Here is a 23,906-nt window from a genome sequence, read left to right as displayed (position 1 = left end):
GAGAAATTTCGGATGTCGGATGTCGGGACCCTTCAAAGAAGAAAGACTCCTTCCATAATCAAGGGCATCCGAAATCCGAAATCCGATATCCGAAATTACTTTACCGGGTGGCCGAAACCTGCCCGCGGACCTCGCCGGCCCCGTGGACCTTTGTATGGATGTTGTAGTATAGCTTGCCGGCCAGCAGGTGGTTTTCTACGGAATCGACCAGTATAGCCGTACCGGAAGTAGAGCCGTTTTTGTCCTTGGTGGCCGGTAAAATATCGATGAGCGGCGGGGCGCTCTGGCCGGGCATCGCCGGCCCGTGGAAGTGCATGAGGGTGACGGAATCTTTGAGGTTGGTCCAACTGATGGTGTAGGTCAGCTTGTTGGCATCTTTATCGTAGGAGCCGGTAAGGGTGGCGGCGGCCGGCGTAGTGACGGCCGGCACTTCCTGGGCGCCCGAGCCAGCCCCGCTGAGCATATACTGGTTATCGTCCTTGTCATCCTTGCAGCCGGAAGCGGCCAGCGCCAGAATTCCTGCCCACAAAAAGAACTTCACCCAACGTAATGATTCTGACTGCGTCATAAATTACCATTTATAAGTTAAGGGATCTGTCGAAGGGGCCCGCCCGGAGGATAGGCTCCTTAATGATTACGCAGGCGGTCAGCAAAGGGTTGCCTGGGAAGCATAATATTTTATTCCTGCCGGATGGGCTCCGGAATTCTAAAAGGAACGGCCCGTATTGGTAAATGTTAAAAGAAGGCGCCTTATTTTCGTTCCCCGGTAAATTGTATAACTTTTGCACGCCTCTAGGATCAAACCAATCCACCTTTTTCGCATATGAACAACGCTATCCCGCTATCGGCAGAATTTGAACGGAAGAAAAATGTAAAAGCCTCTGCGATCACCGCAGGGGTGGCAGCCTTGATCCTCCTGCTGGCTATTATTATCAAATGGCCGCTTCCCGTTACCGAAACGCCTGTGCAGGAAGAATTCATGGAAGTCAACCTGGGTAGCGGCGACCAGGGCTTCGGCACCGACCAGCCCCTGCTGCCGGGTACCCCCGCCCCGGCCGAGCAAACCACGTACACTCCGCCCCAGCCGGTGCGCGCCGTGACCAGTGAGGCCAAGGACGTGGAAACCGACGACCGCGAGGAAAACGACGCCCCCGCCATTACCAAGCCTACCGTAGCCACCCCCAAGGCTACCCGCATCAACGAACAGAACAAAACGGTTAAAACCGCCACCAACCCGACTCCCGAACCCGTGGCCAAGCCCACCCCCGCCCCGCCCCGCCCGAAAGCCGTGCTGGGCCGTACCACCGGTGGTACCGGCAATGGCGGCAACGGCGCCGACTCCTACCATCCCGGCGGCAGCGAAGGCATAGCGGGCGGTACCGGCGACCAGGGTCGACCGGGCGGCGACCCCAACGGGAAAAGCTACACCGGCACCCCCAAAAATTTTGGCGTCCAGGTGTTCAGCATTCCCAACCAAAGCTTTGAGGACGACTTTAACGAAAATGCCAAGGTGGCCCTCGACATCACCGTGGACGAGAACGGCAAGGTGAAAACCGCGACGCTCCAGCCCCGCGGCACCACCACCTCCAACCGCAACATCATCAACATCGCCCGCCGCCGAGCCTTCGAACTGAAATTCTCCAGCTCGCAGGGAGGGCAGAAGGGAACTGTAGTCTTTAACTTTTCCGTGAAAAGTTAAAGACTACAGTTCCCGGTTTACGAGTTTACGGGTTTACAAGTTCACGCGTTCTTTAGGTGGAACAGGCATTATCCATCCGACTGACTCGTAAACCCGTAAACTTGTAAACTCGTAAACTTCGCGTTACTTTGCTTCCGATGACTTACGCGGAGACTTTAGAATTCCTGTATACAAAACTGCCCCTGTTCAGCCGCATGGGCAGTGCTGCTTTAAAGAAGGACCTGACGAACACGCGCATTCTTTGCGACCGGCTGGACAATCCCCAGGATCAATTCAAAACCATTCATATTGCCGGCACGAACGGTAAGGGATCGGTCAGTCATATGCTGGCGGCCATCCTGCAGCAGGCCGGCTACAAAACCGGCCTGTATACTTCGCCCCACCTGCACGACTTCCGCGAACGGATCAGGATCAACGGCGAACTGATGGAGGAAGCGGCCGTGGTGGATTTCGTGGAACGCACCCGCGAGCTGACCGAGACCATCGAGCCTTCATTTTTCGAACTGACCGTAGCCATGGCCTTCGACTATTTTGCCCGGCAGCAGGTAGATGTCGCCGTTATAGAAGTAGGACTGGGCGGACGGCTGGACAGCACCAACATTATTTCTCCCGAACTGTCGGTGATCACCAACATCGGCCTGGACCACGTGGCCCTGCTGGGAAATACCCTGGCGGAAATTGCCGCGGAAAAAGGCGGGATCATCAAGGAGCATACGCCGGTGGTCATCGGCGAGAAACATCCCGAAACGGCGCCCGTATTCACCCGCATCGCCTTGGAAAAAGCGGCGCCCCTGTTCTTTGCGGAAGACAGTTATTCGGTAACGGCCTACGAGCTTACGGCCGCCCGCCTGAAGCTGCATGTAGCCGACACCCAAACGGGATCACCACAAACGTTTGCCCTGGACCTGCCCGGCGTTTACCAGAAAAAGAATATTCTTTCGGTGCTGAAAGCGGTGGATGTCTTAAAAGAAAAAGGTTGGCAGCTTACCAGCGATCATCTAAGGTCGGCCCTGCAACAGGTAAAGTCATTGACCGGCCTGCACGGGCGCTGGGAAGTGATGCGCCAAAAACCGACGGTGGTGCTGGAAGTGGCACATAACGAGGACGGCATGCGCCAGATGCTGCAGCACCTGCAGCTGATTTCCTACGACCGGCTGCACCTGGTTTTCGGCATGGTGAAGGACAAGGATATTACCTCCGTACTGAAGCTGCTGCCTAAAGAAGCCACTTATTATTTTACACAGGCCGATATTCCCCGGGCCCTGGACGGCCCGTCGCTGCAGGCCGAAGCTTCGGTTTATCAACTTCAGGGCGAAACCTACGCTAATGTAAACGATGCCCTCGGTGCCGCCCTTTCCGCCGCCGGCGCCAACGACCTCATACTTGTTTGCGGCAGCATCTTCCTGGTAGCGGAAGTGAGTGAGGAATTTCGTGATGCATGAAGCCTACCGGATCCGGCCCCATCGGGGCCGAAGCTTGGTAGAAAACGGCACGTAAAAACCTAATATTTCATTTCCCCCAGCTTGTTCAGGCCATAGAACAGCGTGGCGGTATGCAGGGCCTGCATGATCCTGTTTTCTTTCAGCAACTGCTTTACTTCGTCCAGGTCATACAGCAATACCTCCAGGTCTTCGTGTTCGTCCAGGGACTGGCCGGTAACTTTTTCGCCGCCGGTAGCCAGGTACATGTGCATGAAATTGTTGCCGGTGGAGGGGTTGGCGCAGATCTTTCCCAGGTATTCGAAGGATTCAAACTCGTGGCCGGTCTCTTCCAGCAATTCCCGCTTGATGGCGGTCAGCGGCTCTTCGCCGGCATCCACTACGCCTCCCGGTGTTTCAATGCCAATTTCTTCAATGCCATGACGGTACTGCTTTACCATCACCACTTTGTTGTCTTTGGTCAGGGCCAGGGCCGTTACCCAGGTAGGGTATTCCAGCACGTAAAAGGCCGGCATCACTTTGCCGTTCGGCAGTTCACACCGGTCCTTCCTTACCGTCAGCCAGGGAACTTGAAAAAGATATTCGGAGGAAAGAACCTTCCACTTCATAATGTAAAATGTAAAATAGTAAATGTAGAATGTAAAACTATACGGGGGATGGCCCTTCCTGACGCACTCGTAAACCCGTAAACTCGTAAACTCACAGAAGTTAATCCCATCCCATCTTCTCCCGCAGGGTCAGAATATGCGACACATGGTGGCGGCCGTGCCAGGAGTACATGCCCAGCAGGTTCCAGAGGGTCAGTTGCTTATTCAGCTCGGGATGCACTACGGTGCGGTCCCAGTCCCTATCGGCAAAATGCCGCAGGAATTCGTAGAGGCGCCGGTGCAGGGCAAACAGCAGGGTGAGGGAAATATTTACCGGCAATTCCTGTACATCGGCCGTGGCGGCCCACAGCTTTTCTTCGTAAGGTTTGATGGTGGGGTTGTCTTCGGTATAGCCCAATTTGAAGCGGATGTACGCGTTCATATGGCTGTCGGCCACATGATGCACTACCTGGTGCACCGTCCAGCCCCCGGCCCGGTAGGGCGTTTGCAGTTGCTGCTCGTCCAGGTTGCTGATGGCCGCTTCCAGCAGGTTGGGTAAAAATTTTATGTCCGCCAGCCATTCTTCCTTCTGTATCTCGGAGTAAGGCTGCGGAACAAATTCGCCAATGGGATAACGAGGGTCCATGATGTAAAATTTTTTGGGTTATGCGTTGGGCGATTGCGGCTTTGCCAATTGCCAATTGCTTATTCTCCCTGGAGCGAATGGCCGGTCAGGTGGATGAAGACATCCTCGAGGTTGGCCCGTTTCACTTCTTTGGGGCGCTCGAAGCCCGCGGCTACCAGCTCGTCGATCAGCTGGTCGGGGGAAGCCAGGGCGACGATCTTCCCGGCATTGACGATGGCCACGCGGTCGCAGAGGTATTCGGCCTCGTCCATGTAATGGGTGGTGAGGATCACGGTCGTGCCGTTTTGCCGGATTTTTTTGATCAGCTCCCATAGATTCCGGCGGGCCTGGGGGTCCAGGCCGGTGGTGGGCTCATCCAGGAATACGATGCGGGGCTCGTTGATGAGGGTGGTGGCTACCGAGAACCGCTGCTTCTGGCCGCCGCTCAGCTCCTTTACCTTGGCGCGGGCCTTGTCGCGGAGGTTTACCAGGTCCAGCAGTTCCAGGGCGTCAACCTTGCGGTTGTACAGGCCGGAAAACAGGTCCACCAGCTCCAGGAGGTTCAGGCCCGGGTAAAAGCCGCTGGTCTGCAACTGCACGCCGATAATCTTTTTGATCTCATTGGGCTGCTTGTCGAGGTCCAGTCCGTCGACCAGCACGCTGCCGCCGGTTTTCTCCCGCAGGGTTTCAATGATTTCCAGGGTAGTTGATTTGCCGGCGCCATTCGGCCCCAGCAAACCAAAAATCTCCCCTTCGAACACATCGAAGCTCAGGCCTTTGACGGCCTGAAAGCTTCCATAGTTCTTGATCAGGTTGTTAACCGATATGATCTTTTTACGCATTCGCCGTCTGGTATTTCGACAGGTGTGCATCCAGTTCTTCCATCATGCTCTTGCTGCCGATAAACAAAGGCGTGCGCTGGTGCAGCTCGGTAGGCTGGATGTTCAGGATCCGGTTACGGCCGTCGGTAGCCTTGCCGCCGGCAACTTCCAGCATGAAGGCAAACGGGTTGGCCTCGTACATCAGGCGCAGTTTGCCGCCGGGCTTGTCGATGGTGCCGGGGTACATGAAGATGCCGCCTTTGATCAGGTTGCGGTGCAGGTCGGCCACCATGCTGCCGATGTAGCGCTGGGTGTACGGACCGCCGCTTTCCTTGGTCTTGCCCTGGCAGGTGCGGATGTAATCCTGAACGCCCTTGTCGTACTCGTGGAAGTTCCCGTGGTTCACGGAGTAGATCTTGCCGTTCTCGGGGCACTTGATGTTGGGGTGGCTGAGACAGAACTCACCGATGGAGGGATCGAGCGTAAAGCCGTTGATGCCGCGGCGGGTGGCGTATACCAGCATGGTGGAGGAACCGTAAACGATATAGCCCGAAGCAATCTGCCGCACGCCCTGTTGCAGGAAGTCCGACTCGTTCACCAGCTCGCCCTGCTTGGTCACCCGGCGGTACACGCCGAAGATGGTGCCGATGGAGATGTTCACGTCGATATTGCTGCTGCCGTCGAGGGGGTCGAACAGGACCACGTACTTGGAGTTCTTGCTCTCCTCGTCGTCAAAAACAATAAAATCGTCCAGCTCTTCGCTGGCAATACCGGCGCAGCTCACCCCGTGCTGCAGGGAGGCCATAAACTGGTTGTTGGCATAAATGTCCAGTTTCTTTACGTCTTCGCCCTGGACGTTGGTCAGTCCGGCGTCGCCGAGGATGTCTACAAGGCCGGCCTTGTTTACTTCCACGTTAATGCGTTTGGCGGCAAGCCCGATGTCGCGCAAAAGGGCACTCAATTCTCCGGTGGCATTCGGTATCTGCCGTACTTGCTGGATAGTAAATTCATCCAGCGTCATCACTTGTCTGTTAACAGGATTCATTCGATTCATGCAGTTGTTATAAGGTCATCAAAGGTAAGTGATTCCTCAAGAAGGCGGCCGCATAAATAGGAGGAAAACATATTATTTCAGCAGCCTTTGCAGGACAGGTCAGGATGGTGACGCCCCTGGCCGGGGAGGCGGAAAGACACCTACTACAGTCCGGCCATCATTCCTTACATTTAAACCCAAAAAGCAACACATGAAGGTTTTTAAGTTTGGCGGGGCCTCGGTGAGCACGGCGGAACGCATCCGGAACGTGAAGAGCATCCTGGAATCCTACCGGGAAGAGGAAGTGCTGGTGGTGATTTCGGCCATGGGCAAGACCACCAATGCCCTGGAAGAAGTGGTCAACGCCTTTTACCGCAAAGACAAGGACACGGCCCTGGCCCTGTTTGCCGGCATCAAGGAGCAGCACCTGCAGCTGGCCCGCGAACTGGCCGACATCCACATGGCCCAACTGAACGACCTGTTCACCGAGGTGGAATGGCTGCTCCACGACCAGCCGGTCCGGGCTTACGATTACTACTACGACCAGGTGGTGTGCATCGGCGAGCTGCTCTCCACCTGCATTATCAGCAACTACCTGAACGAAACCGGCCTGAAGAACAAGTGGATCGACGTCCGCGACGTGCTGCGTACCGACAACAACTTCCGTGACGCCAAAATCGACTGGGAATTCACCAACTCCCGGGTGCAGAACGCCGTGGCGCCCCTGTTCGACGACTATACCCTGGTGATCACGCAGGGGTTCATCGGCGCTACCGACGAAAACGAAAGCACCACGCTGGGCCGCGAGGGCAGCGATTATACCGCCGCCGTCTTTGCCAACCTGCTCGATGCCGACAGCCAGACCATCTGGAAGGACGTGCAGGGCGTGATGAATGCCGACCCCAAATTGTACGAAGGCGCCCAATGGATCCGCGAGCTAAATTACCGCGAAGTGATCGAAATGGCCTATTACGGCGCCCAGGTCATTCACCCCAAGACCATCAAGCCGCTCCAGAACAAGGAGATTCCCCTGTACGTAAAATCCTTCCTGCACCCGCAGGAGGACGGCACCGTCATCCACAGCAGCCCCGTCAACCACCTGCCGCCTATCATCGTGTACAAGCAAAACCAGGTGCTGATCGAACTGCGGACAAAGGACTTTTCCTTTGTGGGTGAAGGCCTGAATGCCGGGGCGGATGAAATCTTCAGCCGGCTGAAGTTCCGGCCCAACCTCACGCAGATCGCCGCCATCAGCCTGCTGTACGTGGTGGACGACCGGCCCGAAAAGGTGGACCAGTTCGCCCATGCCGCCGCCGAATGGTTTACCGTGAACGTGCGGAAAAACCTGGCCCTGCTTACCATCCGCCATTTCAACAACGACATCTACCAGCAGCTGACCCGCAACCAGGAGATCGTGCTGCTGCAGCAAACCCCCGAAACCGTGCAGGCATTGATGGCTCCGTGAGGAAGGGGAATTGGTTAATTGGTTAATTTGGAATTAGGAGCAGCACCTAGCCTAATACCCCAATTAACCAATTAACTAATTAACCCAATGAAAAAGGGGAAGAGCACCAGCTCTTCCCCTTTTTCATGCTATAGAAATCGAAAGTTATTCGATGGCAAAACCCTGCTTGATGGCTTTGGGAACCGGCTTGTTGTTCAGGAGGGCGGGCCGCCACAGGGGCATTTTTTCCATCTCGGTAACCAGTTCGTCGTCAAACTCCTCGTTCACCCCTTTCACCACTTTGAAGTTGGTAGGCGTACCGTCGCGGTCCACGATAAATTCCACGACCACGTAGGCCTTCTTCATGCCTTCGGGCAGCGAGGGCAGCAGGCGCTTGCCGGTCTTGGCCAGGAAGGTCAGGAAGCCATTGCCGCCATCGGCAAACTGGGGCCACTCGTTCACCGCTTCCGCCACCTGGTCGATCTGGCGGTAGCGGTGCTCTACGCGGGCCCGTTTGGGCTTGGGCGCCGGCTCCTTGGGAGGCGGTGCTTTGGCCAGGCCCTCGAATATATAGTCGCCGCTGGCATTGACCATGATCGGGGGGATCTGGCGCGTCAGCTCGAAATGGTCGAATACCTTTTTGAGGTTCATGGCAAAAACATTCAGCTGCGGGCTGGTCTTGGTCAGCGTAGCCAGGAAGTTAACGCTCCTCTTGACATCGTAACGGATCGGGAAGATATGCACGGGGATAAAGTCCTGTCCCAGGTTCTTGGCATAAGCGGCCAGCAGGTACACCTCCTCGATCTTGTCGTCGGTCAGCGGGATGCAGCCCACCGTCACGCAGCTGCCGTGGATGTAGATATCGCCGCCGGGCCGCAGGGAATCGCTTAACAGGCGGTCCGAGGCATTCGGGTAGTTGATACCCAGGGCCAGGTGGTAGTTGCTGTGCGGCTTGAACTCGTTGATGTAGTAAAACCCTTCCGGCACCTGGTAGTCGCCGGCCATGCGCTTGGGACCGAGCGTGCCCGCCAGGGCGCAGATGCGGTAGGTCTTAAACAGCTTGAAGGCCTCTCTCCGGTCGTTCTTTACCCAGATCTCCAGGTGACCGTCGTACTTGAACGAACGGATATAAATGAACTTGGCGGGCCATACCAGTCCTTTGGCTTCAAACTGCTTGCGCAACGTATCTTCCTTCCGCTTCATGGCGCCATTGGGATTAGCGAAAGCCCGCTGGAAATCAATGAAGGAGGCGCCTGCACTTTGGGCATTCAGGCCGCCGGAAAGAAAGATAAGTATAAAGAGGGTAATAATATTTCTCATATCTATAGCTCTGTAATAATCATTATAAATAAATTATGCCATGCATCAGTTTAGCCCGGCGCAAATTAGCATTAATCTTGCTCACAGGTTGCCCCGGGCGGCCTGTTCGCGTTCTATTGCTTCAAATAAAGCCTTAAAATTTCCTTTACCAAAGCTTTTGGCCCCTTTCCGCTGGATGATCTCGAAGAAAAGGGTCGGCCGGTCCTGTACCGGTTTGGTAAAAATCTGCAACAGGTAGCCTTCGTCATCGCGGTCCACCAGTATGCCCAGCCGCTTGAGGTCGTCCAGGGGTTCATCGATCACCCCCACCCTTTCCTGCAGGTTGTCGTAATACGAAGTCGGCACCTGTAGAAAATGCAGCCCGCTCATCAATAATTGTGTAACCGTTGCTACAATGTCCGCGGTGGCAATGGCAATATGCTGTACGCCTTCGCCCTTGTAAAAATCCAGGTACTCCTCCACCTGCGACTTCTTCTTGCCGCTGGCGGGCTCGTTGATCGGGAACTTCACATAGCCGTTGCCATTGCTCATGACCTTACTCATCAGGGCCGAATACTCGGTAGAGATATCCTTGTCGTCGAAGGAAAGGATATTCCGGAAACCCATTACCTGTTCATAGAACGCCACCCATTTGTTCATCTGGTTCCAGCCCACGTTGCCCACGCAATGGTCAATGTGCAGCAGTCCTGCCGACGGGGGCCGGAAGCCGGGCTCTTCCCATTTACGGAAGCCCGGAAGGAACGGGCCGCTGAAGGCCTTCCGCTCCACGAACAGGTGCACGGTTTCCCCATAAGTGTGGATGCCGCTAAGCACTACTTCCCCTCCTTCGCCGGTCAGCCGCTGGGGCTCGAGGTAACTTTTGCCGCCCCGGCTGGTGGTTTGCTCCCAGGCGTCGGTGGCATCGTTCACCCCCAGGGCCAGCACCTTCACCCCGTCGCCGTGCAAGGCCACATGGCGGGCGATCTCGCTATCGGGCTGCAGGGCGGAGGTGAACACGAAGGTGATCTTGTTCTGCCGCAGCACGTAGGAGGCCCGGTCGCGCAGCCCGGTCTCGGGGCCCGCATAGGCCAGGGGTTCAAAGCCAAAGACAGTTCGGTAAAAATGCGCCGCCTGCCGGGCATTGCCGACATAAAACTCGATATGGTCGGTACCCAGCAGGGGTAAAAAATCAACGGGAGCGGCGACCTCCCTGGAGGAAACAGTAGCGATGGGCATAGGGCAAAATTGAATGGTTGACGAATCAAAGAACCCGTAAACTGCCACAAAAAGCATGCACGTCCAAGGGCGGCTGCCTGTGCCGGAGACCAGTAGCCGCCCCGGCGGGGAGGCGCCAACTGGAACCCGGAAAAGGACCGCAACCGGCTGATTTGCCGCCGAAATTAGGGCTTCCGCCGGGGAGCGGCCGGGGCGCCCGGGTTAAAAAAAACCTTTTTTCTGCCCGGGCCTCTTTCTAATATAGCTCAGTTTGGCCGTATTTCCGCTTTTACTTATCCACAGCGGTGCATTCCCTTACGCCCCCTACGTGCACTCAGTTTTGTTTTCCTACCTTCGCGCCATGCAAAAAGTAGGAATACTCGGCGGCGGACAATTGGGCAGGATGTTACTGCAGGCCGCCGCCAATTACCCGGTGGAAACCTATGTGTTGGAGAACGATGCGGACTGCCCGGCCGCCCACCTGTGCCGGCATTTTATCCAAGGCGACATCCGTGATTTTGAAGCGGTGTACCGGTTTGGAAAAAACCTGGATGCCCTGACCATCGAGATCGAGAACGTCAATATCGACGCCCTCGAAAAGCTGGAAAGCGAAGGGGTCAAAGTATTCCCCAAACCTTCGGTGCTGCGCATTATCCAGAACAAGGTGTTGCAGAAAGAATTTTATGCGGGCCACCGCATTCCTACGCCCGAGTACGCCATCCTGCAATCCCGCAGCGAGATCGGCAACTTCCCCCAGCTGCTTCCGGGCGTGCAGAAGCTGGCCACCGGCGGCTACGACGGCCGCGGCGTGCAGGTGATCGAAAACCTGAATACCGCCGCTTCGGTAGGCTTTGATGCCCACAGCGTGCTGGAGAAAAAAGTGCGCATCAAAAAAGAGATTGCCCAGATCGTGGCCGTGGGCCAGAACGGCAAAACCGCCCTGTACCCCCCGGTGGAGATGGTGTTCAACAAGGACCTGAACCAGCTCGACTACCAGCTGTGCCCGGCAGCTATCCCGCAGGAGGTGCTGTGGAAGAGCGAAGCCATCGCCCTTTCGGTGGTACGGAACCTGGGCTCGCCGGGCCTGTTTGCTGTGGAGCTGTTCGTCGACGAGAACAACGAGGTGGTCGTTAACGAAACCGCCCCCCGCGTGCACAACAGCGGCCACCATACCATTGAAGCGCATTTTTCCTCGCAGTTCGATATGCTGTGGCGGATTATTTTGAATTATCCCCTGGGTGAAACCAAATGCCTGCTGCCTTCGGTGATGGTCAACATCATCGGCAGCGACAACCATTCCGGCGAAGCCCGCTACTTAGGGCTCGAGGACGTGCTGAGCATGGACAGTGCTTTTGTGCACCTCTATGGCAAACGCTTTACAAAGCCCGGGCGCAAGATGGGCCACGTTACCGTGCTGAGCAGCGACCGCCAGGACCTCATTCACAAAGCCAACCGGATCAGGCAGGCCATTTCCGTGGTATCCGAAAAGGCCTAAAAATTTCGGATGTCGGATGTCGGAACCCTTCATAGAAGTACGACTCCTACTGCTTTCAAGGGGATCCGAAATCCGACATCCGAAATCACTTTACAGGGTGTCCCGCTTTTACCGGCCGGACACCTTTTTTTTGCCTTCCGGTCTTCTGGCAGTTTCCTCTTATATGAAGGTTAATTATCGTTAAACCTGTTCCTGTTTGACCCATGTTTCAACGTTAATCAGGGGATTAGTGGCTACTTTTGCCCGATAACCCCCAAACGAAATCACGTGAGAATTATACCGTTACCTTCCTTTCTTTTCCTGTTGTGTGCTTCTACCCTTCTGCTCGCTTCCTGTGGTCACAAAGAGGAAAAAATAGCTGCCCCCGGCAAGGGCCAGGGCGGCAAAGGCGGCAGGCAGTCGACTCCCAAAGTGGACGTATTCGTGGTGAGCACCCAGGAGGTTCAGGAAACCCTGGAAGTACCCGGTACACTGGTGGCCGAAGACGCTACCGAGATCCATCCCGAGGTATCGGGACGCATCACCAGCCTCAACATTCGCGAGGGTGCCCAGGTCAGCAAGGGTGCCGTACTCGCCCGCCTGTACGACGGCGACCTGCAGGCCCAGCGCCGCAAGCTGCAGGTGCAACTGGAGATCGCCCGGCAAACCGAAGGCCGCCACGAAAAACTGCTCAAAATCGGCGGCATCAGCAAGGAGGATTACAACAATACCACCCTCCAGGTAAACACCACCACCGCCGACCTCGACATCATCAATACCGAAATCGCCAAAACCGTTATCCGGGCACCCTTCAGCGGTAAGCTCGGCCTGAAGCAGATCTCCGTGGGCGCCTACGTAACGCCCCAGACCATAGTGGCCAGCATCCAGAAAACGAACGCCCTGCGCCTCGATTTCAGCCTGCCCGAAAAATACATTTCCCAGGTAAAGGCCGGCCAGACCATCCACTTTACCATCGACGGATCGGACCAGGAATACACCGCCAAGGTAATGGCTACCGAATCGGGCATCGACCAGGCCACCCGCAGCCTTACCATAAGAGCCCGCGTGTCGGGGGTGCAGTCGGGACTGGTACCCGGCGGCTTTGCCAAGGTGCAGCTGGCCTTCCAGCCCGATCCCAACGCCCTGCTGGTGCCCACCCAGGCCATCATCCCGCAGGCCCGCGGCAAGAAAGTGGCCCTGTACCACAACGGCACCGCCAAGTTCGTGGACGTGACCACCGGCATCCGCGACTCCGCCATGGTGCAGATCACCAGCGGCCTCAAAAAAGCCGACACGGTTATTGTTACGGGTTTACTGAGCGTGAAGCCGGATGCGAAGGTGCAGCTCAACAAAGTAGTGTCCACAGGCAAATAAGCCCGAACCCGAGCCCTGTAAAAACGAAGTATTTATCAACGAAATAAAACCGCTTTCTTCCCGCGGGAAGAAAGCGTCCGCTGTGGTATGAATATATCCGAAATTAGCTTAAGGCGGCCGGTGCTGGCCATTGTACTGAACATCATCATCGTGCTGTTCGGCGTCATCGGGTTTAAATTCCTGGGCGTCCGCGACTACCCGGCCATTGATCCGCCCAACATCAACGTGCGCACTTCCTATCCCGGCGCCAACCCCGACATCATCGAATCGCAGATCACCGAGCCGCTGGAAAAAGCCATCAACGGTATTGCCGGCGTTAAAAACATTACCTCGCTGAGCTCCTCGGGTTCCTCCAACATCACCGTCGAGTTCGACCTGAGCATCGACCTGGAAGCGGCCGCCAACGACGTCCGCGACAAGGTATCGCAGGCCACCCGCTCGCTGCCCTCCGACCTGGACGCGCCCCCGGTGGTGTCCAAGGCCGACGCCTCCTCCGACGCCATCCTGTCGATGACCGTGCAGAGCAATACCCGCAACCAGCTGGAGATCACCGAATGGGCCAACAACGTGCTGGTGGAACGCCTGCAGACCATCCCCGGCGTGAGCGGCATCCAGATCTGGGGCGAAAAGCGCTACGCCATGCGCATCTGGTTCGACCCCAAAAAACTCACCGCCTACGGCCTTACCCCCGGCGACGTGCAAACGGCCCTGCTGGCGCAGAACGTGGAGCTGCCTTCGGGCAAGATCGCCGGCAACGCCACCGAGCTGACCGTGCGCACCTTCGGCCGGCTGAACACCGAGGAGGAATTCAACAACATCATCGTTAAAAACCAGGGCGGCAGCGACATCCGCATTAAGGACATCGGCGAAGCCGTGCTGGGCCCCGAGAACGAGGAAACCGTGCTGAAAGAAAGCACCATCCCCATGATCGGCCTGGCCATCGTGCCGCAGCCCGGCTCGAACTACGTGGCCATCTCCGACGAATTCTACAAGCGCTTCGAGCAGATCAAAAAGGAAATGCCCGAGGACGTGACCCTCAATATCGCCCTGGACCAGACGAAATTCATCAAAAAGTCCATTTCCGAGGTGGAGGAAACCCTGATCATCGCCTTCGTGCTGGTGGTGATCATCATCTACCTGTTCTTCCGCGACTGGCTCATCGCCATCCGTCCGCTGATCGACATCCCCGTTTCGCTGATCGGCGCCTTCTTTATCATGTACCTCTGCGGCTTCACCGTCAACGTGCTGACCCTGCTGGCCATCGTGCTGGCAACCGGCCTGGTGGTGGACGACGGCATCGTGGTAACGGAAAACATTTACAAAAAAATGGAGCAGGGCATGAACAAGTGGCAGGCCGCCAAGGAAGGCTCCAAGGAGATTTACTTTGCGGTGATCTCCACCTCCATCACGCTGGCGGTGGTGTTCCTGCCCATCATCTTTTTGCAGGGCTTCGTGGGACGGCTGTTCCGCGAGTTCGGCATCGTGGTGGCCGGCGCCGTGCTGATCTCGGCCTTCGTGTCGCTGACGCTGACGCCGGTGCTCAACGTGAAAATGACCCGCAAGGTGCACAAGCACTCCTGGTTCTACACCAAGACCGAACCCTTTTTCGAGGCCATGGAGAACGGCTATAAAAACGCCCTGACCGCTTTCATGCGGGTGCGCTGGGTATCCATTATCATCATTGCCGCCTGCGTCGGCATCATTTATTTCCTGGGCGGCGGCCTGCAGTCCGAGCTGGCGCCCATGGAAGACCGCAGCCAGTTCCGCCTGCAGGTAACGGCGCCGGAAGGCACCTCCTTCGACGCCATGGACAAATACATCGACCGGCTGAGCACCCTGGTGGTGGACTCGGTACCCGAAAAGCAGATCGTGCTGTCGGTAACCTCCCCGGGCTTTTCCGGTTCCGGGGCCGCCAACTCGGGCTTCGTGCGGGTGACCCTGGTAGACCCCAACCGGCGCGAACGCTCCCAGGCAGACATCGTTTCGATGATCAACCGCAACCTGCCGCGCTTCAACGAGGGACGGGCCTTTGCCATCGAGGAACAAACCATCTCGGTAAACCGCCGCGGCGGCCTGCCCGTGCAGTTCGTGATCCAGAACAACGACTTCAGCAAGCTGGCCGAGGCGCTGCCGAACTTTTTGGAAGCGGCAGGCGACAACCCGGTATTTGCCAGCGTGGACGCCGACCTGAAATTCAACAAGCCCGAGCTGCGCATCAACGTGGACCGGATGAAGGCCAGCGAGCTGGGCGTGAGCGTGGGGGATATTTCCGAAACCCTCCAACTGGCCCTGAGCAACCGCCGCCTGGGCTATTTTACCAAGGAAGGCAAACAATACCAGGTGATCGGGCAGGTGGCCCGCTCGGACCGCGACGATCCTACCGACCTCAAGACCCTGTACGTGCGCAATGCCGCCGGCAACATGATCAGCCTCGACAACCTGGTGACCATCGAGGAGGCGACCACGCCTTCCACCATCTACCACTTCAACCGGTATAAATCGGCTACGGTGTCGGCCTCGCTGGCACCGGGCAAAACCATCGGCGACGGCATCAAAGCCATGGAAAGCATTGCCGGCAACCTGCTGGACGAAACCTTTGCCACCTCGCTGACCGGCAGCAGCCGCGACTATGCCGAAAGCTCGAGCAATACCTCCTTTGCCTTTTTGCTGGCGCTGGCCCTGATCTTCCTGATCCTTGCGGCCCAGTTCGAAAGCTTTATCGACCCGCTGATCATTATGTTTACGGTACCGCTGGCCATCGCCGGCGCCGTGCTCTCGCTCTGGGCGTTCGGCCATACGCTGAACATCTTTTCGCAGATCGGCATGATCATGCTGATCGGCCTGGTAACCAAGAACGGGATCCTGATCGTGGAGTTTGCCAACCAGAACCGCCTGAAGGGCATGAAGAAGGCCGATGCCGCCATTTACGCGGCCACCATGCGGTTGCGGCCGATCCTGATGACCAGCCTGGCTATGGCGCTGGGGGCCCTGCCGCTGGCCCTGTCTTTGGGCGCCGCCGCCACCAGCCGCATCCCGCTGGGGATCGTTATCGTCGGCGGGATCATCTTCTCGCTGATCCTGACCCTGTTTGTCATCCCGGCCATGTACTCCTTCCTGTCCTCGGCCAAAAAAGTAAGTGAACTGGATAATTTAGAAACGATCACCGGACATGCTGAACAAAAAGCACCGGCCCATATCTAAACAGAATAATCGAATGAAGCGTATCTTTTTAATAGCTGCCGCCTTTTTGTTCCAGCTGCCTTTGCAGGCGCAGCAGGATAGCGTCACCCTGGAACTGGCGGTAGCCACGGCTTTGCAAAACAATTACGACATCCGCCTGTCGCAGAACGACTCGATGGTGGCGGCGATCAACTATGAATACCGCAACTCGGCCTTTTTGCCGACGCTGAATGCTTCCGCCACCCTGCTGGCCAACAACAACTCGCAGAACGCGACGCTGGCCGACGGCCGCAAGCGCACCGGCAGCGGCATTCGCTCCAACAACCTCAACTCCTCCCTGGCCATGAACTGGGTGGTGTTCGACGGCTTCCGGATGTTTGTGTTGCGCGACCAGCTGGGAAAATACCTGGAACTCGGTTCGCTGACGGTTAAAAACCAGGTGGTGAACACCATGGCCGAAGTCATCACCACGTATTACGATATCGTGCGGCAGAAGCAGCAGCTCCGCAACATCGAGGAACAGATGGCGCTGAGCCAGGAGCGGCTGAAGCTGGCGGAGTACAAATTCGAAGTAGGCGCGGGCATCAAGCCTGATATCCTGCAGGCCCGGATCGACTTCAATGCCCGCAGGGCCGAACAGGTAAACCAGCTGGCCCTCATCGACCAGCGCAAGCAAAGCCTGAACCGGCTGATGAACGTGCCGCAGACCCTGAACTACAAGGTCAGCGACACCATCCCGGTACAAATGAACCTGGCGCTGGGCGACATGATCCAGGGCCTGGAAGGCTCCAGCCCGGCCATCCTGCTGGCCGAAAAAAATATCGACGTTGCCCAGCTGGGGGTAAAAGAGGCCAAGGCGGCCCGCTACCCCACCGTGGCGGTGACGGGTGCCTATAATTTCAGCCAGCTGAACAACAGCACGGTGATCAACCCGGCCCAGGCACTGAGCACACTGAACCGCGGCTTTAACTACGGCCTGACCGCCTCCATTCCCATTTTCAACAACTACAACGTACGCCGCAACATCCGCCAGTCGGAGCTGGCCGTGCGGTTCCAGCGGCTGAATTACGAAAACCAGCAACAGGAAGTCAATACCAATATCCTGAACACCTTCAAAGACTATACGGCCCAGAAAGAGATCATGGCCCTGGCCGATTCCACCATCGACCTGGCCCGTGAAAACCTCCATATCGTGCGGGAGCGCTACCGCCAGGGAGTAACCACCTTTATTGAAATGCGGGAGGCCGAACAAAGCCTCGGCAACTCCGAAACCGTCCGCATCAATGCCCGCTACAATATCAAAGTGGCCGAAACCGAGTTGCTGCGCCTGAAAGGAGATTTAGTGAAATAGGTTTATCCTTGCAGTTCAAAACAGACCGTAGAAATGGAACAACAAGCACAAACTCCCTTAGTGGGCATTATCATGGGCAGCGACAGCGATCTTCCCGTAATGAAGGCCGCGGCAGATATTCTGAAATTCTTTGGGGTGGCCTACGAACTGACCGTTGTGTCGGCGCACCGTACGCCCCACCGCATGATGCAGTATGCGGAAACCGCGAAGCAGCGGGGCCTGAAAGTGATCATCGCCGGCGCCGGCGGCGCCGCCCACCTACCCGGCATGGTAGCGGCCATCACGCCCCTGCCGGTCATTGGCGTGCCGGTGAAAAGCTCCAACTCCATCGACGGCTGGGACTCGATCCTCTCCATCCTGCAAATGCCCAACGGCATCCCGGTAGCCACCGTGGCCCTGAATGCGGCCAAGAACGCCGGCATCCTGGCGGCCCGCATCCTCGGCGCCTCCGACGAAGCCCTGGGAAAAAAGATGGAAGACTACATCAAACAACTGGAAACGGAAGTGCTGCAAAAAGTGGAACACCTCAAACAAGAAGGCTATCCCACCACTTTCGCCTAAACAATAAAATGGCAAATGAAAAAGCCTTTCCCAACACGGGAAAGGCTTTTTCATTTGCCACAACTGGCAAAATCATTGCACCCAAGAAGGAAAATCGAAGCACATGGTATGGTGTCGCCTGATCGTATTTGTATTATTGCCGGCTCTTTTCCCGGCGAAAAACGTTTGGGGCCAGGAACTGGAACTCATCAAAACTACCCATCTCCCCCACTACCCTTCGGCCTCAGCCCTGGAGTATAGCAACAACCGCCTGTATGTGATGGGCGATGATGCGCCTTACCTGCTGGTGCTCAACCGCCACCATCGCCCCGTCGACAGCCTGGGGCTCTTTCCCTCCAAAGAGAAAAGGATCGACAAAGCCACTAAAGCCGATATCGAATCCGCCACGGTTATTTCCACGGGTACGAAAAGCTTTCTTGCCTTATTCAGCTCGTTTTCGGATACGAACCGCAATAAATTCGTTTTCCTGGAATTGCAGGCAACAGGAAAACAGCAGCCTGCTGCTGTAGTTTCCTCCTCCTTCTTCAAGGTCGCCGGTGTGGAAGAAACCAACCTGGAAGGATCGGCCATCATCAACAATCGCCTGGTGTTCAGCAACCGGGCCAACAACACCCACCGCCGGAATTATTTCATCGTCACGGACTTCAGCAAAGAAAACGGCATAACAGGCACCCCGCAGGTGGTCGCCATTGACCTGCCCCAAACGAAAGGAGTATTGGGGATTTCCGGGCTCGATTATGTAGCAGAAAAGGACCTGCTTTTATTTACCGCTTCCTCCGAAGATACTCCGAACGCCACTTCAGACGGTACCATTGGCGACAGTTACCTGGGAGCCATCCGCCATATTTCCAAAAAACTTTCCGGCGATAAAATCCAGCCGGATGCCCTGGTCAACCTTTCTCCGGTGATCGGTAAAATGGGATTGCAGAAAATTGAATCGATTGCCGTAGAAGAAGTTACCAAAACCAGTCTCCTGGTACATTTGGCTGCCGACAACGACAATGGGGAAAGTACATTATTCAAGGTAAAGCTGACGTGGAAACTATAAAAAGCAAAGGGTTCGGAACTTTTAAAAAGTTCCGAACCCTTAAGCAGAAATTTTCTTTCTGTTCAAGCAGGATTATTACTCGGAAATCGCTCCCTTATCACGGGTACGCAGGATGGTGAATTCCTGCTCCAGGCAAAGAGAGGCGTCGTACAGGGCGTCGAAAAAGTCGCGGCCGTGGCGGGCATAGAACGAGCTGAAATTCTCCGCCCGCTCCTGCAGGCCGTTCCGGGGAAACAGCTCCTGCCGGATCTTCGCCACCTGGTTGAATTCCGCCGCTCCCTTCTTACGCTCGGCCCGCAGCAGCTTCTTTTCCAGGTTCGTAAGTTGCTTCAGGGTCTTTGCCTTCAGCGAACTGATATGTTGCTGCAGGGTGGTATCCACCGCCGTAGCGATCTGCAGCAGGCTTTTATAGAGTTCCTCCACCTTGTCCCATTCGCCGTTCAGCTTCGGCCGCTTGCCCTGCCGCTCCATCAGCACGTCCTGCAGCGTCAGCTCCGCCAGGAACAGGTCGTCATCGGAAAGCTGCAACTTATCGATCAGCAACTGCCACTTCAGCTCAATGACCATAAACGAGTTGCGCAGCACCAGCACCGGGAAGGGAACGCCGTAATGGACAAACAGGTCCTTGAGCTGCAGCCAGTAGGCCAGCTCGCCCCCGCCGCCGATAAAAGCCACGTTGGGCAACAGCGTCTCCTGGAACAGGCCCCTCAGGATCACGTTGGGACTGAAGCGGTCGGGATGCTGCTGCAGCTCCGCCTTCATTTCCGCTTCGGTAAAGCGGATATCCGTATTGTTCACCAGGAACCCGCCTTCTTCGCGGAGGATGCGTTCCCGGAGATTGTCTTTCAGGTAAAACAGGTTGATGTCGCGGGGATGGGCCTGGGCGTTGTATTGTTGCTCCAGGGCTTCGGAAGTTTTCCGCACGATGGCGGAAGGCGTATGGCCGAACAGGTCGTCTTCGAAAATGGGGATCATCCGCCGTTTCAGGTCGGCATTGTCGGGGATCAGCACCACGAGGCCGTACTTGCCATAAAGTTCGTTCACCAGCTCGAAGGTGGCTTCCTGCACGGTCTTTCCTTCGGTATAACACCGCTTCAGCAGGGCGATCACTTCGGCGCCATAGGCCTCTATCGACAACTGGCCTTCCAGCTCACAGATCAGCCGGGTAAGGTTTTTATCACACCGCATCCTTCCCACCGCGCCGCTTTGCTCCTTCTGCCATTCAATGCGGTGGCCGTTGACATAGGTATGATTGAGCTCGGCAAAGTCGGCGTCCTCCGAACCCATGTAATAAACGGGCACGAAGCGGTAGGCCGGCAATTGCTCGTGCAGGCAGGCCGCCAGCTTGATGGCATGCAGGATCTTGTAAATAAAGTAAAGCGGACCGGTAAAGATATTCGGCTGGTGGGCGGTGGTCACGGTAAAGGTCTTTTCCGATGCCAGCGCACGGATATTCTCCAGCACTTCTTCCCCGGCACCCACGCCTGCATACTGCTGCAGCAGTGCGTTCACCAGGAGCTCCCGGTCGATCTTATGTTGGGCTTTCGCCTCCACCGCCCGGCGCAGGCCATCGGGTGTGGGCGGATGCGTATAAAAAGGCTTTACTGCCGGCGATAGCGCCAGGTAATCCAGTACAAGCGGGGAAAATTTATTCGTCTGGTGGTAAGGTAGATAAGTCGCCTCGAACAGCATGGGGTAAATGTAGGGATTTGAGGTTTGTAGTTTGCGCTTTGTCGTTTGTAGTTGGGCGTAAAAGGTTGTTAAGATTTTCATACCGGCATCTCTCTAAGCCCAGGTACTCCTTTACGGTCACGATAACCACAAACTACAAACCTTCCTTTGTCAATTCGTTGTTGACCGTCCGCCAAAGGCCGAGCGGGTTCTCGTCCCGCAGCTCGCAGGGCAACAAATGGCTGGGCCAGCCCTGGTAGCAAAGCGGGCGGGCAAAGCGTTTGATGCCGTCGGGGCCCACGGCGGTAAACCGGCTGTCGGTGGTGGCCGGGAAAGGGCCGCCATGGTGCATGGACAGGGCCACTTCCACGCCGGTAGGCACGCCGTTGAAGACCAGGCGGCCGCAGAGCTCCTGCAACGCCGCTACCAGCGGGCCGTACTGTTCCACCTCTTCATCGCTCGCCAGCAGGGAGGCCGTCAGCTGCCCTTCCAGGCGCCGGGCCACCTGCAACAGTTCCTGGCGGTCGGCACAACGGATGACCAGCGAATAGGGACCGAACACTTCTTTGTGCAGTTGGGGATTTTCCAAAAAGAGGGCGCCGGCCACCGTGGCAATAGTTGGAATGCTTTCATTTTCCAGGGCAGGAAAGGCCGTCTCGCCGGCCAGCTCCACGCCGGGCTGGGCCAGGGCCTCCGCCCGGTTTTTCCGAAAGTGCTGGGCAATGCCCCGGTGGAGCATGGCCTGGGGCTTTTCTCCTTTTATTTTCGCACCCAGCAGGTCGATGAACGTATCGAGGGCCGGGCTGTCGATGCCGGCAATGAGGCCGGGATTGGTACAGAACTGCCCGACGCTTTGGGTGATGGAATTAAAGTACATCGTGGCAATGCCGTCCACCTCGGCCTGCAGTTTTTGGGGCAGCAGGAATACCGGGTTGACGCTGCCCATTTCGGCAAAGACAGGGATGGGCAGGGGGCGCTTGCCGGCCAGGTCGAACAGGGCCTTGCCCCCTTCGAAGGAGCCGGTAAAGGCAATGGCCCGGGTAAGGGGGTGCTCCACCAGGGCCTTGCCCACCTCGAAGGAAGCGCCATGAAGGTGCAGGAAAATGCCTTCGGGCAGGCCGCAGCTTTTGGCGGCCCGCTGTACGGCTTCGGCCACCTTTTGGGAGGTGCCGGCATGGGCGGCATGCGCCTTGATGATGACGGGACAACCCGCTGCCAGGGCGCAGGCGGTGTCGCCGCCGGCCGTGGAATAGGCAAAGGGAAAATTCGAAGCCCCAAAGACCACTACCGGCCCCAGGGGTACCAGCATTTTGCGGAGGTCGGGCTTCGGCGGGTTGCGCTGTGAATCGGCGGTATCGATGCGGATATCGAGCCAGGCGCCCTGCTCGCAGGCAGCGGCATAGGAGGTCAGCTGGAACAGGGTCCGGTTCCATTCCACCAGCAGGCGGGCCTCGCCCAGGTGGGTCTCGGCCCGGGCCGTGCGGATCAGGTCGTCGGTCTGCGCCTTCATTTCTTCGGCAATGGTCCGTAAAAACTGCGCCCTTGCCTTCAGGTCTTTCTTGCGGTATACTTCAAAAGCCTCCCAGGACTGCTGCAGGGCAGCATCCACTTCGCTCAGGGTGGCATCGGTAAATGCGGTCGGTTCGTTGCTGTTCATTCTTTAATCCTTTCTGTTGTTCCTTTTAGTTGTCCGGCACCTAGGAATATGCCTGGTACATGTCCCGGTAAGGAAGGACCAGGGTAAATTTGGTGCCTATTCCCGCCTCGGAGGAAACGCTCAGCCGCCAGTTCATTTTCTCGGCCAGGTTTTTTGCCAGCGACAGCTCCATGCCCGACAGGGCTTCCCTGCCGGAAGGGGAACCGGAAATATAGCGGTTCTTTTCAAAGAGGGCGGGCAATTCTTCTTTTTTGTAGCCCGGCCCCTCATCTTCGATCTCGATATGGATGCCGTCCTGCTGCTTGACCAGGCGCAGGTAGATCTCCTTGTCGGGAGGCGACTGGGTGAGGGCGTACGACAGCAGGTTGTCCACCACCTGGGCCAGGTAGTCCTCGTCGGTCTTGTAGTAAACCTTGTCGAACACTTCGCAGATGAGTTTCACCCGCAGGCGCTGGGCCTGCTCTTCCAGCAAATTGCCCAGCCCTACCAGCAGGCCGGATAAATTGACCCGTGACTTTTTGATGTCGCTGTCTCCTGTTGCCAGGCGCTGCTGCACCAGCACGTTGCGGATCAGCCGTTTGGCGCGGGTCGTTTCTTCCTGGATCTTCCGGAAGATGGGGTGGTAGCGATCCACGCCCTTATCGCTCAACAGCTGTTCGGCCAGGTCGAAGACCTTCATCAGGGGATCCCGCAGGTCGTCGGAGGCCATATAAAAGAGGATGTCTTTCTGCTCGTTCAACTCGTGGAGCTCCAGGCTGAGTTCTTCCAGGGACCGGGCTTTTTCTTCCAGTTGCTGCCGCGTTTCCAGCAGCGAGCGGTTGATGCGCAGCAATTCTTTTTCCATGGTTTTCCGTTCCGAATTGTTCAGGATCACCGTGCGGCTCATCTTAAAATTGCCCTGGTCGTCATAGAGTGCCGTGGAATTCAGCAGTACCGGCAGGATGGTGCCGTCCTTGCGCACCATGTCGAACTCGATGTTCTGGACGGCGCCGGTTTCGCGGAAGCGGGGAAAGACCCGTACAAAGATCAGCAGCGAGCTTTCGGTGAGCAGCTCGGAAAAGCGTTTTTTGCGGATCAGCTCTTCGCGGGTATAGCCCAGCCAGTCCAGCTCGGTCTGGTTGACTTTCAGGTAAACACCGTCCTCGTCGAGGGAATGGTAGCCACAGGGGGTATTGTTATATATGTCCTCCATTTCCTCGAAGGCGGCCTTCCATTTGTTCTTTTCTTTTTCCAGGAGGGAAGGGCTCTGCACCAGCTCTTCGTACTTTTCCTGTTCGCCTTTGCTGAGGAAGTGGATCTGGTCGCTGGAGAGCACCTGTTTTTCATTTTTGGGGGAAGGAGTTGCCGAGGACATAATCGATTGGTTTTAAGGGTGAATAGGCTCGGAGAATAGGCGCTTATAAATGTACAAAAAAAAGCCCCTCCCCA

Annotated in this window: 19 protein-coding genes; 9 read left to right on the top strand and 10 right to left on the bottom strand. The window is 56.7% G+C overall.

The features are described from left to right. Positions 1–100: 100 nt before the first annotated feature. A complete protein-coding gene (locus V9K67_RS19490; protein ID WP_336725359.1) occupies positions 101–568 on the bottom strand; it encodes a CHRD domain-containing protein in 468 nt (155 codons plus the stop codon). Positions 569–823: 255 nt separating this feature from the next. Here V9K67_RS19490 and V9K67_RS19485 point away from each other — a divergent pair, with 255 nt between their 5' ends. Continuing rightward, on the top strand, positions 824–1,699 hold the full coding sequence (locus V9K67_RS19485; protein ID WP_336725358.1) for a hypothetical protein: 876 nt from the start codon (positions 824–826) through the stop codon (positions 1,697–1,699). Positions 1,700–1,836: 137 nt separating this feature from the next. Continuing rightward, the gene (locus V9K67_RS19480) at positions 1,837–3,141 is read left to right on the top strand and encodes a bifunctional folylpolyglutamate synthase/dihydrofolate synthase (RefSeq protein ID WP_336725356.1); all 1,305 of its coding nucleotides are present in this window, start codon (positions 1,837–1,839) and stop codon (positions 3,139–3,141) included. A 59-nt stretch (positions 3,142–3,200) separates the two neighbouring features. Here V9K67_RS19480 and V9K67_RS19475 read toward each other — a convergent pair whose 3' ends face one another. The 4 genes from V9K67_RS19475 to fbp all read right to left on the bottom strand — a co-directional run bounded on the left by V9K67_RS19475 (position 3,201) and on the right by fbp (position 6,216). Further along, positions 3,201–3,746, bottom strand: coding sequence for an NUDIX hydrolase (locus tag V9K67_RS19475; protein WP_336725354.1), 546 nt, complete (start codon positions 3,744–3,746; stop codon positions 3,201–3,203). Positions 3,747–3,846: 100 nt separating this feature from the next. Continuing rightward, a complete protein-coding gene (locus V9K67_RS19470) occupies positions 3,847–4,371 on the bottom strand; it encodes a YfiT family bacillithiol transferase (RefSeq protein ID WP_336725352.1) in 525 nt (174 codons plus the stop codon). 59 nt (positions 4,372–4,430) lie between these two features. Then, positions 4,431–5,192 carry an ABC transporter ATP-binding protein gene (locus V9K67_RS19465; RefSeq protein ID WP_336725350.1) on the bottom strand — a complete coding sequence of 254 codons (762 nt, stop codon included), beginning with the start codon at positions 5,190–5,192 and terminating at the stop codon, positions 4,431–4,433. Further along, positions 5,185–6,216, bottom strand: coding sequence for a class 1 fructose-bisphosphatase (fbp, locus tag V9K67_RS19460; RefSeq protein ID WP_336725348.1), 1,032 nt, complete (start codon positions 6,214–6,216; stop codon positions 5,185–5,187). The genes V9K67_RS19465 and fbp overlap by 8 nt, the downstream gene beginning before the upstream one ends. A gap of 199 nt (positions 6,217–6,415) precedes the next feature. Here fbp and V9K67_RS19455 point away from each other — a divergent pair, with 199 nt between their 5' ends. Then, positions 6,416–7,669 carry an aspartate kinase gene (locus tag V9K67_RS19455; RefSeq protein WP_336725347.1) on the top strand — a complete coding sequence of 418 codons (1,254 nt, stop codon included), beginning with the start codon at positions 6,416–6,418 and terminating at the stop codon, positions 7,667–7,669. A 144-nt stretch (positions 7,670–7,813) separates the two neighbouring features. Here V9K67_RS19455 and V9K67_RS19450 read toward each other — a convergent pair whose 3' ends face one another. Continuing rightward, entirely contained in the window at positions 7,814–8,968 is a 1,155-nt protein-coding gene (locus tag V9K67_RS19450; protein WP_336725345.1) for a L,D-transpeptidase family protein, read from the bottom strand. A gap of 81 nt (positions 8,969–9,049) precedes the next feature. After that, positions 9,050–10,183, bottom strand: coding sequence for a 4-hydroxyphenylpyruvate dioxygenase (gene hppD, locus V9K67_RS19445; protein WP_336725342.1), 1,134 nt, complete (start codon positions 10,181–10,183; stop codon positions 9,050–9,052). Positions 10,184–10,523: 340 nt separating this feature from the next. Between hppD and V9K67_RS19440 the strand changes: the two genes are divergently transcribed. From V9K67_RS19440 to V9K67_RS19415, 6 genes are all read left to right on the top strand, one after another. Continuing rightward, a complete protein-coding gene (locus tag V9K67_RS19440) occupies positions 10,524–11,657 on the top strand; it encodes a 5-(carboxyamino)imidazole ribonucleotide synthase (RefSeq protein ID WP_336725341.1) in 1,134 nt (377 codons plus the stop codon). A 267-nt stretch (positions 11,658–11,924) separates the two neighbouring features. Further along, positions 11,925–13,010, top strand: a complete 1,086-nt coding sequence (locus tag V9K67_RS19435; RefSeq protein ID WP_336725340.1) for an efflux RND transporter periplasmic adaptor subunit — start codon at positions 11,925–11,927, stop codon at positions 13,008–13,010. 87 nt (positions 13,011–13,097) lie between these two features. Next, positions 13,098–16,211: an efflux RND transporter permease subunit gene (locus tag V9K67_RS19430; RefSeq protein WP_336725339.1), complete on the top strand. Its 3,114-nt coding sequence runs from the start codon at positions 13,098–13,100 to the stop codon at positions 16,209–16,211. A gap of 13 nt (positions 16,212–16,224) precedes the next feature. Continuing rightward, positions 16,225–17,541, top strand: a complete 1,317-nt coding sequence (locus tag V9K67_RS19425; protein ID WP_336725338.1) for a TolC family protein — start codon at positions 16,225–16,227, stop codon at positions 17,539–17,541. A 33-nt stretch (positions 17,542–17,574) separates the two neighbouring features. After that, on the top strand, positions 17,575–18,102 hold the full coding sequence (gene purE, locus V9K67_RS19420; protein WP_336725337.1) for a 5-(carboxyamino)imidazole ribonucleotide mutase: 528 nt from the start codon (positions 17,575–17,577) through the stop codon (positions 18,100–18,102). A 103-nt stretch (positions 18,103–18,205) separates the two neighbouring features. After that, positions 18,206–19,150, top strand: a complete 945-nt coding sequence (locus V9K67_RS19415; RefSeq protein ID WP_336725335.1) for a DUF6929 family protein — start codon at positions 18,206–18,208, stop codon at positions 19,148–19,150. A gap of 75 nt (positions 19,151–19,225) precedes the next feature. Here V9K67_RS19415 and bshC read toward each other — a convergent pair whose 3' ends face one another. From bshC to V9K67_RS19400, 3 genes are read right to left on the bottom strand one after another with little or no spacing between them, the layout of a single operon-like run. Continuing rightward, a complete protein-coding gene (gene bshC, locus V9K67_RS19410) occupies positions 19,226–20,923 on the bottom strand; it encodes a bacillithiol biosynthesis cysteine-adding enzyme BshC (protein ID WP_336725333.1) in 1,698 nt (565 codons plus the stop codon). A 52-nt stretch (positions 20,924–20,975) separates the two neighbouring features. Next, positions 20,976–22,478 (bottom strand): aldehyde dehydrogenase (NADP(+)), encoded by a 1,503-nt coding sequence (locus tag V9K67_RS19405; RefSeq protein WP_336725331.1) that lies wholly within the window; start codon positions 22,476–22,478, stop codon positions 20,976–20,978. Positions 22,479–22,518: 40 nt separating this feature from the next. Beyond that, the gene (locus tag V9K67_RS19400) at positions 22,519–23,832 is read right to left on the bottom strand and encodes a PAS domain-containing sensor histidine kinase (RefSeq protein ID WP_336725329.1); all 1,314 of its coding nucleotides are present in this window, start codon (positions 23,830–23,832) and stop codon (positions 22,519–22,521) included. Positions 23,833–23,906: the final 74 nt, after the last annotated feature.

The sequence above is a fragment of the Huijunlia imazamoxiresistens genome (genome assembly GCF_037132455.1).
In the GTDB taxonomy this organism is placed as follows: Bacteria; Bacteroidota; Bacteroidia; order Chitinophagales; family Chitinophagaceae; genus Flavisolibacter; species Flavisolibacter imazamoxiresistens.
This window is presented reverse-complemented; position numbering and strand designations above follow the sequence as displayed.

Excerpts from the sequence above, each read along its gene's own strand:
- V9K67_RS19490 (WP_336725359.1), bottom strand. The coding sequence starts at position 568 with ATGACGCAGTCAGAATCATTACGTTGGGTGAAGTTCTTTTTGTGGGCA.
- V9K67_RS19485 (WP_336725358.1), top strand. The coding sequence starts at position 824 with ATGAACAACGCTATCCCGCTATCGGCAGAATTTGAACGGAAGAAAAAT.
- V9K67_RS19480 (WP_336725356.1), top strand. The coding sequence starts at position 1,837 with ATGACTTACGCGGAGACTTTAGAATTCCTGTATACAAAACTGCCCCTG.
- V9K67_RS19475 (WP_336725354.1), bottom strand. The coding sequence starts at position 3,746 with ATGAAGTGGAAGGTTCTTTCCTCCGAATATCTTTTTCAAGTTCCCTGG.
- V9K67_RS19470 (WP_336725352.1), bottom strand. The coding sequence starts at position 4,371 with ATGGACCCTCGTTATCCCATTGGCGAATTTGTTCCGCAGCCTTACTCC.
- V9K67_RS19465 (WP_336725350.1), bottom strand. The coding sequence starts at position 5,192 with ATGCGTAAAAAGATCATATCGGTTAACAACCTGATCAAGAACTATGGA.
- fbp (WP_336725348.1), bottom strand. The coding sequence starts at position 6,216 with ATGAATCCTGTTAACAGACAAGTGATGACGCTGGATGAATTTACTATC.
- V9K67_RS19455 (WP_336725347.1), top strand. The coding sequence starts at position 6,416 with ATGAAGGTTTTTAAGTTTGGCGGGGCCTCGGTGAGCACGGCGGAACGC.
- V9K67_RS19450 (WP_336725345.1), bottom strand. The coding sequence starts at position 8,968 with ATGAGAAATATTATTACCCTCTTTATACTTATCTTTCTTTCCGGCGGC.
- hppD (WP_336725342.1), bottom strand. The coding sequence starts at position 10,183 with ATGCCCATCGCTACTGTTTCCTCCAGGGAGGTCGCCGCTCCCGTTGAT.
- V9K67_RS19440 (WP_336725341.1), top strand. The coding sequence starts at position 10,524 with ATGCAAAAAGTAGGAATACTCGGCGGCGGACAATTGGGCAGGATGTTA.
- V9K67_RS19430 (WP_336725339.1), top strand. The coding sequence starts at position 13,098 with ATGAATATATCCGAAATTAGCTTAAGGCGGCCGGTGCTGGCCATTGTA.
- V9K67_RS19425 (WP_336725338.1), top strand. The coding sequence starts at position 16,225 with ATGAAGCGTATCTTTTTAATAGCTGCCGCCTTTTTGTTCCAGCTGCCT.
- purE (WP_336725337.1), top strand. The coding sequence starts at position 17,575 with ATGGAACAACAAGCACAAACTCCCTTAGTGGGCATTATCATGGGCAGC.
- V9K67_RS19415 (WP_336725335.1), top strand. The coding sequence starts at position 18,206 with ATGGTATGGTGTCGCCTGATCGTATTTGTATTATTGCCGGCTCTTTTC.
- bshC (WP_336725333.1), bottom strand. The coding sequence starts at position 20,923 with ATGAAAATCTTAACAACCTTTTACGCCCAACTACAAACGACAAAGCGC.
- V9K67_RS19405 (WP_336725331.1), bottom strand. The coding sequence starts at position 22,478 with ATGAACAGCAACGAACCGACCGCATTTACCGATGCCACCCTGAGCGAA.
- V9K67_RS19400 (WP_336725329.1), bottom strand. The coding sequence starts at position 23,832 with ATGTCCTCGGCAACTCCTTCCCCCAAAAATGAAAAACAGGTGCTCTCC.